This is a genomic window from Metabacillus sp. SLBN-84 (genome assembly GCF_053629595.1).
The window spans coordinates 2,125,447-2,139,899 of the sequence record NZ_JBRJIP010000001.1; the positions used below are offsets into that span (position 1 = coordinate 2,125,447).

The window sequence follows — 14,453 nt, forward strand, 5'->3', positions numbered from 1 at the left end:
ACTTGAATTTTTAATGCATAAAACTTATAATCACTTATATAAGGTGTAAGTGCAGTGTTATTTTACAAACATTTCTGAAAAGTGAGGTGTGTCATTTGTACCAGGAAGAACGCTTGATTTCGATATTGGACTATTTAAAAGAGCATAAGCGGATCACGGCTGATCAGATTTGTTCGCTTTATGATGTTTCAAAAGACACGGCAAGGCGCGATCTCGTGAAGCTTGAGGAGCAAAAGCTGATTATCCGGACGCGGGGCGGAGCCATCCTGCCGAGCTCTCATACTGAAATTAAAGATTATCAAAACCGCCTTGAAACGGTTTCTTACGAAAAAGAGCTGATCGGCAGAAAAGCAGCAAGCCTCATCCGGGAAGGAGACCGGATTATCCTTGACGCTTCCACTACTGTTCAGGCGTGCGCAGAATATATGGATGTCACGAATGCAGCTGTTATTACAAACTCAATCAATCAGGCAGATATTCTTTCAACAAAGCCCGGGATTCAAATTCATCTGCTTGGAGGAGAACTGCAGAAGGAGCACCGTTTTCTGTACGGATCATCTGTCGTTGAAAAACTTTCTAAATATCATGTGGATAAAGTATTTATTGGGGTCGTCGGCATTTCTGAAAGAGGCTTGTCTATAGCCCACGAGGAGGATGGAATGGTAAAGAGGAAGATGATCAGCCAGGCAAATCAGGTGATTGCCCTTGCCGATCATTCAAAGCTTGGAGTGACCGATTTTTTCCTCTATGCCGATCTGCATGAGATCGACCTTCTGATTACAGACAAAGAGCCGGATAAATCGTTTAGAGATCTGCTTGATAAAAACAATGTAGAGCTGCTTGTAGCAGAGGAGGAAACAACATGACAAAATTAATTGCGATTGACCTTGACGGTACACTTCTGAACAGTGAAAACAAAGTAAGTGCGGAAAATCTGAATGCGCTGAAAAAAGCGCAGGAAGAAGGGATAGAAGTGGTCATTGCAACAGGGAGAGCCCATTTTGATGTGATGGAAATTTTCAAAACGGCGAATGTGAAAACCTGGGTGATTGCTGCGAACGGCGCGACGATCCACCAGCCGGACGGAACCCTGTTTCATTCCCAGCCTATGGAAAAGGAATTGGCTGCAGAAGCATTGCAGTTTCTTGAAGAAAACGGCTATTACTACGAAGTTTTCGGAAATAAAGCGATCTTCACCCCGCAGCATGGAAGGGAGCTGCTGTCGATTGAAATAGACCGGATCAAAAGTGCAAATCCAGAAGCTGACCGCACAAAGCTTCTTCATGCTGCTTCCAAACAGTACAGCCAGTCGGGGTTTGTCTTTATTGAGAATTGCAAAGAAATTTTATATGAAGACATTTATAATATCCTTGCCTTTTCATTCCACCAGGAGAAGCTCGATGCTGGATGGGAGAGGTTTAAAGACCGTGAAAACCTCACCTTGGTCACGTCGGCAGACCATAACTTTGAACTTGAACATAAACTGGCCTCAAAAGGCATTGCTCTGAAGAAACTCGCCGGCCATTTAGGGATTGACCTTGCAAAAACCGCTGCAATTGGGGACAGCATGAATGATCAGTCGATGCTTGAGGCAGCAGGTAAAAGCATTGCTATGGGCAATGCGCGGCCTGAAATTAAAGCAATCTGTTCAGATATCACCCTCACGAATGATCAGGACGGAGTAGAGCTTGCAATTCGCCGGATATTGGCTAGACAAACGGTGAAATAAAAAGGGTCTTCATAGGATATAAGAAAAAGGAGTTCTTCAGGGAAGTGAAGAGCTCCTTTTCTAATTAAGCATAAAAACATGCTGAGGTATCTCATACTTGAACATTAGCCACCTGAATATGGTTTATATTTCTAAATTAAAGGGCATAAATTACTATTCTTCATAAGGGAGGAAAGTAGGGTGAGAGACCATCAGCTGCTGGCTTTAATTATTCAAAAGGAACAGGCCGCTTTGGAAGTTTTGTATGCCAGGTATGAAAAAATTCTTCTCAGAATCATTTATTCAGCAACCGACAATGCTGATGCGGCTGAACGAATACTCACAGACCTTTTTAGGGAAATATGGCAGTCTCCCCAGACATTTACCAGATCTCCGTTCGTCTCAACGGCTCTTATACAAGCCTGTAAAAGATTGCTGTACAGTTGCGACGGCAGGAAATCAGGCTGACAGAGAAGGAAGGTAGATTTGAAAAACAGACCCTTGACCAGGACCGCTTTTCACTTTGATGTACCCGTTCATCGAATGGACAATGCTGTAGGTTACCATCATCCCAAGACCTGTACCGTTTGATTTTGTTGAAAAGTAAGGTTCACCAAGACGCAGCACCTGATCCTCAGTCATGCCCTTTCCATGGTCTGTTATTGTGACTTTTACATATGAACCTTCTTTTTGCGTAGAAATATGAACCTGTCCTCCGTTGCTGTATGACTCAATGCTGTTTTTCAGCATGTTGATAAAGGATTGCTTTAACTTGAGGGAATCCCCGAGAACATACAGCTCTTCTTTGCTGAAATCTTCCTCTAACTGTACATTTTCCATCTGAGCGAGGGGTGTCAGTACATTCATGCAGTTCTTTAGTTCACTGTGTATAGAAATTGGGTGCTGATGCTCAGCCTCCGGTCTTGCAAAGGTTAAATAATCTTTAATGATATTTGTAGCACGGTCCAGTTCATCTAATGAGATTTTAATGTATTCGTCTCTTTTCTCCCTGCTGATTTCATCATCTCTGAGCAGCTGAAGAAAACCCTTTGTTGTTGTCAGGGGATTGCGCACTTCATGTGAAATGCTTGCTGCAAGATGGCTGACAACTTCCAGCTTTTCTGCTTTAATGACCCTTTTCAGCAGATGAAAATTCTGAATGATCGTTTCAAACAAAATCGTTCCAATAACCGCTGCAAAAATATGAAAGATGATCAGTTCCACATAATGCGACGGATGAAAAGCCGTTTTATACATCATCTCAATTTGGATAATGGAGAACAGCAGAGAGACCAGAACTAATGCAGCTACTAGACAGAGCTTTATTCTAAGCCTGCTTTTCAGATAATATGAAGACAGCATCGGGACTAACAGAACAAGTATTCCTGCCATGACAATTGTCGGATATATGCCGCTGCCGCCAATTATCACCCTTGTTCCGACTGTGACGATAAATAAAAAGATTCCAAGTGGGTATCCTCCATACAAAAGCCCCATAACATATGGAATTCGCCTGAAATCAAAGAAAAATTCTCCATCAATCATAAAGGGATACTGCATGCTGAAGACAATGGCAAGCGCAGGAAGAAGGGCAAACAGCCGCTTTTTCATTTTCTTGTTCGTTTCTTTTCTCATATACAATAATTGAATGATGAGAAGCGGAGACAAAACGAGCAAAAGATTTAACAATACATCCTTCATTTCCATGGGCACACACCTAATTCTCCAAATAGTGAAATTTCCTCTCTATTAAAATATATATCAAACGGAAAGAAAATGTTAGAATATTCTAATAGACTGGCTAAAATTTTTCCCGGGAGATGAGAAATGGCGATAAAGTTGCTGAAACAAGACCAGCTTCCACAGGCTGCCGCTTTTTTAGATAAAGATTATGATGTACACGCTTTGATTGCGGAGGATCTTAAAGATGAACAAATCCGGGTTTACGGTCAGTATTCAAGTGCTGAATTAACGGCTTTGCTTATCGTTTATCCTGAAAAAATATACTTCTGCAGTTCCGTCATTCCTCCGGATATTGAAGCTATTATTCCTTTCATTCAGGAAACCGGCATAAGGAGAATTTTTGGGAAACGAGAACTTATTGAGACATTTAAAAAGATTGTCAAAACCGAGATTGAAAGTGACTCTGTTATGATGAAATACGATAATAAAGCAGCCGGCAGCGTATCCGGCGAAGTCTGCAAGATCACAAGTCTTGAAGAATGCCGCAGACTATATCATCTGTTCATGCAGGTGGAAGAATATAAAATGGCTGGTCCAACTGAAGCTTTTTTTGCCGGTGAACAGTATGAAAGCATCCTCTCTGGAAAGCTTAGTGTGTATTACGTCGAGGAAAATGGCACGATGGCAGCAACTGCAGGAATTTATACAGAACACGAAAAGACTGCTGTTATTGCCGGCGTAGCCACTCCGCCAATATTCAGAAGAAAGGGATATGCATCAAAAGTCATAGAGAGAATCTGCCGTGATTACGGAACTGAAAGAGAGCTCTATTTATTTTACAATAATCCGGATGCAGAAAACCTTTATAAAAAGCTTGGATTTTATGAGACTGCCAAATGGAAAGTGATCGGAATTTCTTTCTGAATAATAAGAAATGTCTTGCAAGATTGAGAAACATCAGCTATTGTTAAAAACAATCACAAAAATATTCTGAATATGTTGACAAGCGATGGGTGCTGACGCGTTTACGCGGAAGCTTAAAAGGGAAGCCGGTGAAAATCCGGTGCGGTCGCGCCACTGTAATGGGGAGCATTCTGCACAAAGCCACTGTTCTGAAATGGAATGGGAAGGCAGCAGCATGCAGTGAACCAGAGCCAGGAGACCTGCCTTTCGTATGCACTTTAAGCCTACGCGCAATAGGGAGGGTGATGCGGTATGTTGAAACCTTTGTTGTGTCTCAACTCTAGTTAGCTGTGTCCATTAAACTCTCTTTTAAAAAGGAGAGTTTTTTTGCGTTTAGAGCTGAGAAACTATGAAAACGGGGGAACCGCAATGAAAATTAGAAATTCAAACCTTGGCTATCCGAGAATCGGCGAAAAAAGAGAATGGAAAAAGCTTCTTGAGGCGTTTTGGAGAGGAGATCTGACGGAGCAGGAGTTTCATTTGGATATGAAGAAAATCAGGCTCTCTCATTTGGTGAAACAGCGTGAGGCGGGGATTGACCTTGTGCCGGTCGGCGACTTCAGCTATTACGATCATGTACTTGATACGGCTGTTATGTTCGGCCTGATCCCGGAAAGATTCAGGGATCAGGACCCCTCATCACTTGAGACGTATTTTGCGATTGCCAGGGGCAGCAAAGACAAAGTCGCATCAGAGATGACAAAATGGTTTAACACAAACTACCATTACATCGTGCCTGAGCTTGACGGAACAGAGCCTCGCCTTATCCACAACCGCTTGCTTGAGCTATATAAAGAAGCAAGGGATGAGGCCGGGATTACGGGGAAACCGGTACTTATCGGGCCGCTTACTCTCACAGCCCTTTCAAAAGGAGAAAAGAAAGAAGAAATTCTTGAAAAACTCATCCCTTTATATGTTCAGGTTTTCAAGGAGCTTGAAGAAGAAGGAGCAGAGTGGATACAAATAGACGAACCAATTTTCGTTACATCAGCAGCGGATGCTGCCTTTATGAAAAAAACGAAGAAAATCTATGAAGCAATAAAAGAAGGCTTAGGCAGGGTAAAACTTCTGCTGCAAACCTACTTTGAATGTCCTGAACAATATGAACAGCTCATTCAGCTGCCTGTTGACGGCATAGGCCTGGATTTTGTTCATGACAGCGGCAAAACGCTGGAGCATTTGAGTGCATTCGGTTTTCCAAAGGACAAGGTGCTTGCGGCAGGAGTCATCGACGGTCGCAATATCTGGAAGGCAGAGCTTCAGAAAACAGTCAAACTGGTAAACCGAATTCTGGATGAGGTCGGAAGAGACCGGCTGATTCTTCAGCCTTCATGCAGTCTTATTCATGTGCCTGTAACAGCAGAGAGTGAAGGGAAGCTGCATCCCCTTGTTAAAAACGCACTGGCATTTGCAGATGAAAAGCTCCATGAAAACACCCTGCTGACAAAATTTTTAAATTTTGAAGAAGAGACCCTTTCAGCCTATGATAAGGGGATAGCAGATCTTGAGGCTTCAGACTTGAGAAACCGGCATTCTGTACATGCTTCTTATGATGAGTACAGCACTGTCAGAGTTGGAGCAGTTCAAAGAAAAGAGGCGCAGCAAAGAAAATTCAGCCTTCCGCTGCTTCCGACGACAACCATCGGAAGTTTTCCTCAAACGAAAGAAGTGCGTGCTGCAAGGCTGAAGTATAAAAAAGGAACTCTCTCAGAAGAGGACTATTATCAGTTTATTGAAGGTGAAATAAAAAAGTGGATTGATATCCAGGAAAACCTGGGGCTTGATGTCCTCGTTCACGGTGAGTTCGAGCGGACAGACATGGTCGAATATTTCGGTGAAAAGCTTGGAGGGATGACTGTCACCTCAAATGGGTGGGTGCAGTCATACGGTTCACGCTGCGTAAGGCCTCCTCTCATTTACGGGGACGTGTTTTTTAAGGAGCCGATGACATTAAAAGAAACCCTTTTTGCCCAAAAGCTGACTGACAAGCCTGTAAAAGGAATGCTGACCGGACCGGTTACAATCGTAAATTGGTCTTTTGTAAGATCTGACGTACCTGGAGCAGCCGTGTTAAATCAGCTCTCTCTCGCCGTGAGAGAAGAGGTTGAGGCATTAGAGAGCGCAGGAATCGGCATGATCCAGGTAGATGAACCCGCGCTTAGAGAAGGTCTTCCGCTTAAACAGGAAAAGAAGAAACAGTATTTGGACGAGGCCGTCACTGCTTTTAAAAGGTCAACAGCTTCTGTGAAACCTGAGACGCAAATCCATACACATATGTGTTATTCAAGCTTTGAAGACATGATCGAAGCAATTGATGCACTTGATGCAGATGTCATTTCCATTGAGACTTCAAGAAGCCACGGGGAACTGATTCGTTCTTTTGAAACATTCTCCTACAGTAAGGGAATTGGCCTCGGCGTATATGATATTCACAGTCCGCGCATCCCTTCAGAAAAGGAAATGATCCGAAATATTGAAAGGGCACTGCAGGTGCTCGATTCTGCCCAATTTTGGGTGAATCCTGACTGCGGCCTCAAAACAAGAGGGGAAAAAGAGGCCGTTGAGGCATTGAAGATTATGGTGAGAGCTGCGAAGGTCTGCAGAGAGAAAGCCGTTCAAGAGACAACCGTTTAATGAAAAAAGCCTGTCCAGTTTAAGGACAGGCTTTTTCTGCGTATTATCTTACACCTTTCATGTACGCTTGAATCTTTGGTGAAAGAATCAGCATGATTGCCCCTAAAAGAATGGCGAGTCCGCCGATAATTCCGAAGTAGGCAATTTCGGTTTCAGGTGTGTAATATTTTACGATTTGTGCGTTGATTGCTTGAGCCGATGCATTTGTCAGAAACCATAAACTCATGGTCTGCGCTGAGAAAGCAGCCGGAGCAAGCTTGGTTGTTGCTGATAATCCTACTGGGGACAGGCAAAGCTCTCCAAGAACAACAAGGAAGAAGCTGAGCACAAGCCACATTGGGTGAACAAGTGTATCTGTGCCGTTTGTATAAGCTGGAATAATCATGACCAGGAATGATAACCCGGCGAAGAAAAGTCCAAAAGCAAACTTTTTGGATGTCGACGGCTGACGGTTTCCAAGCTTAATCCAAAGCCACGCAAAAATCGGAGCCAATAGAACAACAAACAGCGGATTCAGCGACTGGAACCAGGATGACTGAATTTCAAAGTTTCCGAACGTCAGCTGTGTGCGTTTATCAGCATAAGCACCAAGAATGGTTGCACCCTGTTCCTGGATTGCCCAGAACATCATAGCAGCAATAAACAGAGGAATATATGCGATCAGGCGTGATCGCTCAACATCTGTTGATTTCGGGCTGCGGTACATCACAATAAAGTATGCTGCAGGAATCAAAATACCAAGAATACTGATCAAGAATGTAAAGCGGTCAATCGTCAGGTAACCTGTAGAAATGGATACAGCACCTAAAACAAGAATGACGGCAAGTCCAATCGCCAATCTGCCGAAAACGCTTTTTCTTTCAGCTGGAGTAAGCGGATTTGGAACACCCGTTCCGGCAAGTCCAAGGTTTTTCTTTTTCGTAAGCATGAACACAACAAGTCCAAGGAACATACCGACTGCTGCTACTCCGAATCCAAGGTGGAAATTGTATTTCTGTCCGAGAGTACCAACGATAAGCGGTGCAAGCAGACCGCCAAGGTTGATTCCCATGTAGAAAATACTGAAACCGGAATCGCGTCGGTTATCTTCTTTGCTGTAGAGATCACCCACAATATTCGAAATATTCGGCTTAAGCAAACCTGTTCCGATTACGATAAAGAACATAGAAACAAAAAATGCCGGAATGCTTCCTGGCAGAGCAAGAATAATATGGCCAAGCATAATGAGAACGCCGCCGTAAAAAACGGTTCTCGTATTGCCGAGCAACCGGTCGGAAATCCATCCTCCGATGATTCCAGACATATAAACCAATGATCCATAAATGGACATGATCGAAAGGGCAGTCGGCTGATCAAGACCCAGGCCGCCGTCTTTCATCGAGTAGTACATATAATACAGAAGTATTGCTCTCATCCCGTAGTAGGAAAAACGCTCCCAGAATTCTGTGAAGAAAAGGGTGAATAATCCTTTAGGATGACCGAAAAAACCTTTTTGCGGTACACTTTGTACAATTTTGTCTTTGTCAAGTGATGACATGTTACAAGAAGCCTCCTTTTTACCATGTATAATAATACTACTATTAAAATTGAATTGTCAAAAAAAATCGGCAAAATTGCTATTTATACTATTTTTCTGAAATAACTTAACATTCATGTCATTTGCGACAATTTTTTGTTTCATATAAAAATTGCGTAATCCTTCTATCATGTGAATATATGCACAAAACTCCAGTGGATTGCAGCGGAAGGAACTTGACTCCTGCGGGATGAAGAGGGCACTGAAGATCCCGCAAGTGCAGCGAGGAAGCTTCAGGCACTCCCCGCGGAAAGCAACGGGTAAAGTGCAAAAACAACAAATCTTGCGGAAGTAATAGTTAAAAAGATGCAATGACAAAAACAATCAAAAGAAGACAGAAAACTACTTTACAAACCGTCGGTCTGTTTTTATGATGAGTAAAGGGGGTGTCGGAAAATGAAGCAATTTGAAAGAAGATTACGCTCTGAAAAAGCTCTGCTCCATGCCGCATCAGAGCTTATAGACGAAGTCGGCTGCTCAAAAACGACTTTGTCCATGATTATGAACAGGACAGGCTTGTCCAAGGGGGCAATCTACCATTACATAAAAAGCAAAGATGATCTTCTGGCGATGGTGCTGGAGGAAAAAATACAAGAAACAAATGAAACCTTTTTAAAAAGAATGGGCAGCAGCGGGGAGGATATGATGGATCCGGCAAATGTCCTGGCTGAAAGTTTTTCTGCGATGAACGATCCCTCGGGCATTGTCAATCAGATTTTGCTGTACTTTACTGGACGGAACGACACTAAGACAGCACGGAATGCACTAAGAGCATTTGATCATTATATGGTAGAATTCTCAAGGTTCTGGATTCTGTCCGGACAAAAAAACGGCGTTATCTCTTCAGGAGTGGACGCCGGTCAGACAGCGGAGGTCCTTGTGGTCATGGCATCCGGTTTGAGAATGAGAAATATACACGGCGGCTCAGACTATGTATTTGAATTCGAACAGTTTCATGCCATGATGAAAAGGCTGTTTAAAGGGGAACCTGTTCTTGTCCATAAATAGAATGAGTATAATAATTTGCTATTTAAATAGAATATTTATAACACAAAAAAGAGAACCCGCGGGTTCTCTTTTTTAATTGAGAATTTCAATTTTTACCGTTTTACGGCCCCATTTGCGTGCTTCAGCACTGTTAGGCATCAGTACATCAATTTTATGATTTTTGATGGCGCCGCCTGTATCGCCTGCGATGGCTACCCCGTATCCTTCCACCCAGACTTTGCTGCCAAGCGGAATGATTTTCGGATCAACTGCAATCAGCTTCATATTGGCATTTTCTTTAATGTTAATGCCGATTGCCGTGAAGTCGCTTGCAGTATCTTCATGACTGTAAGCAGTAGCTGTAACATAGAAAACCTTGCTTTCATCCTGAACAGGCTTTTCCTGCACAGGTTTTTCAGCAGGCTTGGACACTGCCGGGACTGCTGCGGTCTGCTTCTTTGCCGGAGCAGCCTTTGCTGCTCTCGCTTTGCGCGCTTTCTCGGCTTCCGCACGTGCACTTGCTTCAGCTGCCTGTGCAGCCTCTTCTTTTTTCCGTTCTGCAAGGGCTTTAGCCGCACGTGCTTTTGCTGCATCCTGTTCTTTTTTAATGTTTGTCTCAATCGCTTTCACCTGTGACTGCAGGACGCTTTTTTCCTGCTCTGCAAGGGTTACCTCGGCTGAGATTTTTTCATATTCGCTTTTAAGTGAAGCCATTTGCGTCTGTCTTTGAAGGAGAGCTTCCTCAAGCTTGGCGCCGCTTGATGCAAGTGCCAGCTGCTGTTCTTTCAGCAGGGCTTCCTGCTTGTCGATCTCTTTTTTGTCTTCCTCAATTTGCTTCAGGTCGGCTTCCTGCTGTTCAAGAATATCATTGTCTGCATGCAAGAGTGTTGCAACAGCACCGATGCGCTCGAAAAAGTTTGAAAAACTTTCTGCATTTACAAGCGTATGTATAACGATATCGGCATGATCATTTTCCTGAAGAGCAGTAAGCCTGGCGTACATGATTTCTTCGCGGTTTATTACTTTATCCTGAAGTGCGACAATTTCTATTTTCTTTTCCTCAATTAATTCGTTTGTTTCCTGGATTTTTTTCTGGATGGAAGCGTAATCGTTCTCATTTTTTTTGACTAAAGCTTCCGTATTTGCAAGTTCGTGTTCCATTTTCTGTACAGCGGTATGTACTGCTTGCTTTTGTTTCTCTTTCCTGTCAAGAGCTTCACTGTTTTCATTCAGCTGCTTTTCAGCCTGTTTAAGTGAACCCCCGCTTGTTTGCGCAAAGGCAGGGCTATAGGATGATAAAGCGACAAATCCTGCAGAAAGCGCGGCAATCATACGTATCGAGACTTTCATAAAACAACCCCTTTCTGTTTATAGTTATATCATAAAATCGGGGTCTTTTAGATTACAAATCTGTTAAATCATTCATAATGCGACAAAAACAAGAAAAAAACCTCCGGCGAAATCGCCAAAGGCTGTCGATTATTTCTGCCATGCAAGGAGAGTCTGATCCTTTGGAAGAAGGAATGCGAGAATCCCCAAAAGAGGCAGGGCTGCGGTGCCTGTCATGACAGAAGCTAACGAAAATGCATCGATTAATGAGCCTAAAGCCACTGACCCAATGGCACCCATTCCAAAAGCAAGACCTACAGTCAGCCCCGACATCGTACCGATCTTACCGGGCACAAGCTCCTGGGCATAAACAACCGTAACTGAAAAACTCGAGCTGAGTATAAACCCGATCAGCGCAATGAGCACATAGGCTGTTTTTGGACCGGCAAATGGCAGCAGCAAAGCAAACGGAGCAGAGGCAATCAGTGAGCAAAGGATAATGTTCCGTTTGCCGAACCTGTCAGCGAGAGGACCCCCTGCAAATGTTCCGAGTGCTCCCATGACGAGAAAAACAAAAATATAAACCTGTGATTCTGCAATACTTAAATGGTATTTCTCAATAGCATAGAACGTATAGAAGTTTGATATGGCACTTCCATACCAGGATCTTGCAAAAACAAGAAAAACGATAACGGCCAAAGCTGAGAGGACGCCTTTTGACAGCCGGCCACTATTTTTCGCCGTTCCATTTTTCTTCTCAGCTTTTCGAATGAAGGCAAGCTTTGCCGAATACCAGCGTGCAATATAAAGGAGAAACAGGACGGCAAGAGCAGCAGCAATGGTAAACCAGATGGCGCCAAACTGGCCGAAGGGAACCAGAATCAAAGCGGTAATGAGCGGTGCTGCAGAAGAGCCTGTGTTGCCTCCCACCTGATAAATAGACTGGGCAAGACCTCTGCGCTCTCCTGCTGCCAAATAAGCAACTCTCGAGCCTTCAGGGTGGAAGACAGCAGAACCGAGTCCAATAAAGAAAACGCTGAGCAGAATAAGCGGAAAAGAAGGAGCAAATGCAAGCCCCAGAATTCCGAGCAAACTGCATGCTAACCCTGCCGGCAGGGCATAAGGCATCGGCTTTTTATCTGTGTACCAGCCGACCACAGGCTGCAGAACAGAAGATACCATGTTAAGGGTAAACGCGATCAGGCCGAGCTGAGTAAAGGTAAGGCCCATTGATTTTTCAAGCACCGGGAACATCGCGGGGATAACAGACTGAATGGCGTCATTCAGCAGGTGACATAAGCCGATGATGAACAAAATGTTGTAAACAGTCGTTGAAGGTTTAGGTGCGTGTTTATTTACAGCAGCAGCGCTTTGCATGTTACAAGTCCCTTCTTTGTAAAATAGTTCGATTGACGAAATGTATTTTACCATATACAGCAGGGATTGATATCAAAAAATTGAAAAGAATCAAAAGAAATCCTTGATTGTTCGCTTAAAAGGAGTAAAATAGATTTAAAATTCAGGCAGTTATGGATTCTATAGAAGTATGATCAGCACAGCTGAACTATAAAACTTTAGGGGATGTTCGCGTGAAAGTAGTGAAGTTTGGAGGCAGCTCGCTTGCATCAGGCGAGCAGGTGAAAAAGGTTTTTGACATTGTGTTGTCGGATGCAGACCGAAAGATTGTAGTTGTATCTGCGCCGGGAAAACGTTTTGCAGATGACCGCAAAGTGACGGATCTATTGATTGAGCTTGGAGACAGACATCTGAAGGGGCTTGAAACAGCAGAAATTCTTGCTGCGGTTGTTCTAAGGTATGCTCAAATTGCTGAGGAGCTGGGACTCTCAGGTGAAATCGTTTCCAGCATCAAAACTCATTTGCTTGAACTTCTTCATAATGACCATATAAATGAAGCGAGATACATAGATGCCATTAAAGCGAGCGGGGAGGACTGCAATGCCAGGCTGATTGCTGCTTATTTTCAGAGCAGGGGAGTGCAGGCAGCATATGTAGATCCAAAAGTTGCGGGTCTTCTTGTCGAAGAAACGAAAGGAACAGCTCTTGTTCTAAAAGAGGCCTACACTAATCTCAGGTCGCTTTCTGAATGGCCCGGCATTCTTATTTTCCCGGGATTTTTCGGCTTCAACGAGGCAGGCGAAGTTGTTACTTTCTCCCGCAGCGGCTCGGATATAACAGGTTCTATCCTTGCAAACGGAACCGGAGCAGCCTTGTATGAAAATTTCACAGATGTGGATGCAGTATACTCTGTTAACCCGAATACCGTTCCAAACCCAAAGGAGATCCGCGAGCTGACATACAGGGAGATGCGCGAACTGTCCTATGCGGGATTTTCCGTATTTCATGACGAAGCATTAATTCCTGCCTTTGAAGCCGGCATTCCGGTTCAAATCAAGAATACAAACAATCCTGCTGCTCCGGGCACACGCATCGTAAATGAGCGCAAAAATACGAACGGGCCTGTTATCGGAATAGCAAGCGATGATGATTTTTGCAGTATTTATGTGAACAAATATTTAATGAACAAAGAAATCGGTTTTGGCCGGAAACTGCTCTCAATCCTGGAAGACTTTGGCCTTACCTATGAACACAGTCCGTCCGGCATTGATGATTTAAGTATTATCCTGAGGCAAAAGCAGATGACTCCGGACACTGAAAAACAAATTCTCGAACGGATCCAGGCAGATCTTCTGCCAGACGAAGTGAAGGTTGAACACAATCTGTCCCTGATCATGATGGTAGGGGAAGGCATGCGCCGCAATATCGGCACTGCGGCACGAGCTTCAAAGGCTCTTGCTGATGCAGGCGTCAATATTGAAATGATCAATCAGGGATCGTCTGAGGTCAGCATGATGTTCGGTGTAAAAGAAGCGCAGGAAAAAAGGGCTGTCCAGGCTCTGTATGAAGAATTTTTTGCAAGGGTATTAGCTTAGCAAAGAAAGCACTGCACAGTTTCGGGCAGTGCTTTTCACTGTGCGCGTAGCATCTTTCAAAAAGGCTGTTTTCGTAAAGATTGTTGCTATACCATAAGGCTATAACAAATAAAACTCGCATAAGAAAACTGCGAGTTTTTGTTGTTTAAGGAATTGCTTATTCCTAAAGCACCCCTTTAGTTTAAGTGTAATTTTTCACAAACTTATTAATTAAATAGTTACATCTATTTTTTTTCAATCGCCATACGCAAGTTCGAGATAACTCCAATAAGCAAAACTAACGAACAAACCATTTTTTCAAAAGGTGTTCCAAACAATTGTTGTATAAAGCCAAAAGACCAAAGTACAACAAAAAACCAGTATATAACGGTTATTCCTCTTTTGTATTTATATAGTTTAATTCTACCAACAATCAACGTAAAAACTACTCCAATAATAGAAATAACGATATTTATAACAGTTATTGGCAGCTGTTCAGCGAATGATTCAGACCTTCCACCATTAACCCATGTGAATGGAACACTTTTGCTTATAATAAGAAAGTGGATCAAGATCGTCAAAGAGTAAAAAATAATTCCCATAAATACAGCAGTTTTCATATTAAGTTTCCTGAGCTTTTCTA

At 43.3% G+C, this 14,453-nt stretch carries 11 protein-coding genes and 1 riboswitch; of the genes, 6 read left to right on the plus strand and 5 right to left on the minus strand.

Going from position 1 to position 14,453, the window contains the following annotated elements; all coding sequences use genetic code 11:
- Positions 1-95: 95 nt before the first annotated feature.
- Together RKD52_RS10940 and RKD52_RS10945 are read left to right on the plus strand one after the other, a co-directional pair.
- Positions 96-866 carry a DeoR/GlpR family DNA-binding transcription regulator gene (locus RKD52_RS10940; RefSeq protein ID WP_454099748.1) on the plus strand — a complete coding sequence of 257 codons (771 nt, stop codon included), beginning with the start codon at positions 96-98 and terminating at the stop codon, positions 864-866.
- Positions 863-1,729 (plus strand): Cof-type HAD-IIB family hydrolase, encoded by an 867-nt coding sequence (locus RKD52_RS10945; RefSeq protein ID WP_454099749.1) that lies wholly within the window; start codon positions 863-865, stop codon positions 1,727-1,729. Before RKD52_RS10940 ends, RKD52_RS10945 begins: the two co-directional genes overlap by 4 nt.
- A 438-nt stretch (positions 1,730-2,167) precedes the next feature.
- Here RKD52_RS10945 and RKD52_RS10950 read toward each other — a convergent pair whose 3' ends face one another.
- Positions 2,168-3,415, minus strand: coding sequence for an ATP-binding protein (locus tag RKD52_RS10950; RefSeq protein ID WP_454099750.1), 1,248 nt, complete (start codon positions 3,413-3,415; stop codon positions 2,168-2,170).
- Between the two features lie 120 nt (positions 3,416-3,535).
- Between RKD52_RS10950 and RKD52_RS10955 the strand changes: the two genes are divergently transcribed.
- Positions 3,536-4,315, plus strand: coding sequence for a GNAT family N-acetyltransferase (locus RKD52_RS10955; protein WP_454099751.1), 780 nt, complete (start codon positions 3,536-3,538; stop codon positions 4,313-4,315).
- A gap of 70 nt (positions 4,316-4,385) precedes the next feature.
- Positions 4,386-4,576: riboswitch (cobalamin riboswitch) on the plus strand.
- 147 nt (positions 4,577-4,723) lie between these two features.
- Entirely contained in the window at positions 4,724-6,988 is a 2,265-nt protein-coding gene (metE, locus tag RKD52_RS10960; RefSeq protein WP_454099752.1) for a 5-methyltetrahydropteroyltriglutamate--homocysteine S-methyltransferase, read from the plus strand.
- A gap of 43 nt (positions 6,989-7,031) precedes the next feature.
- On the opposite strand, the gene RKD52_RS10965 is transcribed toward metE, so the two are convergent.
- The gene (locus RKD52_RS10965; RefSeq protein ID WP_454099753.1) at positions 7,032-8,525 is read right to left on the minus strand and encodes a peptide MFS transporter; all 1,494 of its coding nucleotides are present in this window, start codon (positions 8,523-8,525) and stop codon (positions 7,032-7,034) included.
- A 435-nt stretch (positions 8,526-8,960) separates the two neighbouring features.
- Here RKD52_RS10965 and RKD52_RS10970 point away from each other — a divergent pair, with 435 nt between their 5' ends.
- Positions 8,961-9,572: a TetR family transcriptional regulator gene (locus RKD52_RS10970; protein WP_454099754.1), complete on the plus strand. Its 612-nt coding sequence runs from the start codon at positions 8,961-8,963 to the stop codon at positions 9,570-9,572.
- Positions 9,573-9,644: 72 nt separating this feature from the next.
- On the opposite strand, the gene RKD52_RS10975 is transcribed toward RKD52_RS10970, so the two are convergent.
- Entirely contained in the window at positions 9,645-10,901 is a 1,257-nt protein-coding gene (locus tag RKD52_RS10975) for a 3D domain-containing protein (RefSeq protein ID WP_454099755.1), read from the minus strand.
- Positions 10,902-11,030: 129 nt separating this feature from the next.
- Positions 11,031-12,257 (minus strand): MFS transporter, encoded by a 1,227-nt coding sequence (locus RKD52_RS10980; RefSeq protein ID WP_454099756.1) that lies wholly within the window; start codon positions 12,255-12,257, stop codon positions 11,031-11,033.
- Positions 12,258-12,469: 212 nt separating this feature from the next.
- Between RKD52_RS10980 and RKD52_RS10985 the strand changes: the two genes are divergently transcribed.
- Entirely contained in the window at positions 12,470-13,831 is a 1,362-nt protein-coding gene (locus RKD52_RS10985) for an aspartate kinase (protein ID WP_454099757.1), read from the plus strand.
- 224 nt (positions 13,832-14,055) lie between these two features.
- Here the strand turns inward: RKD52_RS10985 and RKD52_RS10990 are convergent, their stop codons facing one another.
- A complete protein-coding gene (locus RKD52_RS10990; protein WP_454099758.1) occupies positions 14,056-14,430 on the minus strand; it encodes a hypothetical protein in 375 nt (124 codons plus the stop codon).
- Positions 14,431-14,453 lie beyond the last annotated feature (23 nt).

Bases quoted from the DNA above. Each gene is read 5' to 3' on its own strand.
- RKD52_RS10945 (WP_454099749.1), top strand. From the start codon at position 863: ATGACAAAATTAATTGCGATTGACCTTGACGGTACACTTCTGAACAGT.
- RKD52_RS10950 (WP_454099750.1), bottom strand. From the start codon at position 3,415: ATGGAAATGAAGGATGTATTGTTAAATCTTTTGCTCGTTTTGTCTCCG.
- RKD52_RS10955 (WP_454099751.1), top strand. From the start codon at position 3,536: ATGGCGATAAAGTTGCTGAAACAAGACCAGCTTCCACAGGCTGCCGCT.
- metE (WP_454099752.1), top strand. From the start codon at position 4,724: ATGAAAATTAGAAATTCAAACCTTGGCTATCCGAGAATCGGCGAAAAA.
- RKD52_RS10965 (WP_454099753.1), bottom strand. From the start codon at position 8,525: ATGTCATCACTTGACAAAGACAAAATTGTACAAAGTGTACCGCAAAAA.
- RKD52_RS10970 (WP_454099754.1), top strand. From the start codon at position 8,961: ATGAAGCAATTTGAAAGAAGATTACGCTCTGAAAAAGCTCTGCTCCAT.
- RKD52_RS10975 (WP_454099755.1), bottom strand. From the start codon at position 10,901: ATGAAAGTCTCGATACGTATGATTGCCGCGCTTTCTGCAGGATTTGTC.
- RKD52_RS10980 (WP_454099756.1), bottom strand. From the start codon at position 12,257: ATGCAAAGCGCTGCTGCTGTAAATAAACACGCACCTAAACCTTCAACG.
- RKD52_RS10990 (WP_454099758.1), bottom strand. From the start codon at position 14,430: ATGAAAACTGCTGTATTTATGGGAATTATTTTTTACTCTTTGACGATC.